1 pseudogene is annotated in these 329 nt (G+C 65.3%); it reads right to left on the bottom strand.

Annotated features, from left to right (window positions below):
* Positions 1 to 329: pseudogene (locus JF781_RS28265) on the bottom strand (polyketide synthase); the annotation flags it as partial.

Below are 329 nucleotides of genomic sequence, written 5' to 3'. Positions count from 1 at the left end.
TGGCGCATCGCCTGCACCATCTTGATCACCCCGGCCACACCCGCCGCAGCCTGCGTATGACCCATGTTCGACTTAATCGACCCCAACCACAGCGGCTCACCACGATCCTGCCCATAAGTCGCCAACAACGCCTGCGCCTCGATCGGATCACCCAACGTCGTCCCGGTCCCATGCCCCTCAACGACATCCACCTCGGCCGCCGACAACCCCGCATTAGCCAACGCCGCACGCACCACCCGCTGCTGCGACGGCCCATTAGGCGCCGTCAACCCGTTAGACGCCCCATCCTGATTGACCGCCGAACCCCGCACCACCGCCAACACCGGATG

The organism is Mycobacterium sp. WUMAC-067 (assembly GCF_020217485.1).
Lineage (GTDB): Bacteria > Actinomycetota > Actinomycetes > Mycobacteriales > Mycobacteriaceae > Mycobacterium.
Note: the sequence above shows the minus strand (reverse complement) of the source record. Positions and strands in the feature narration are given on the sequence as shown.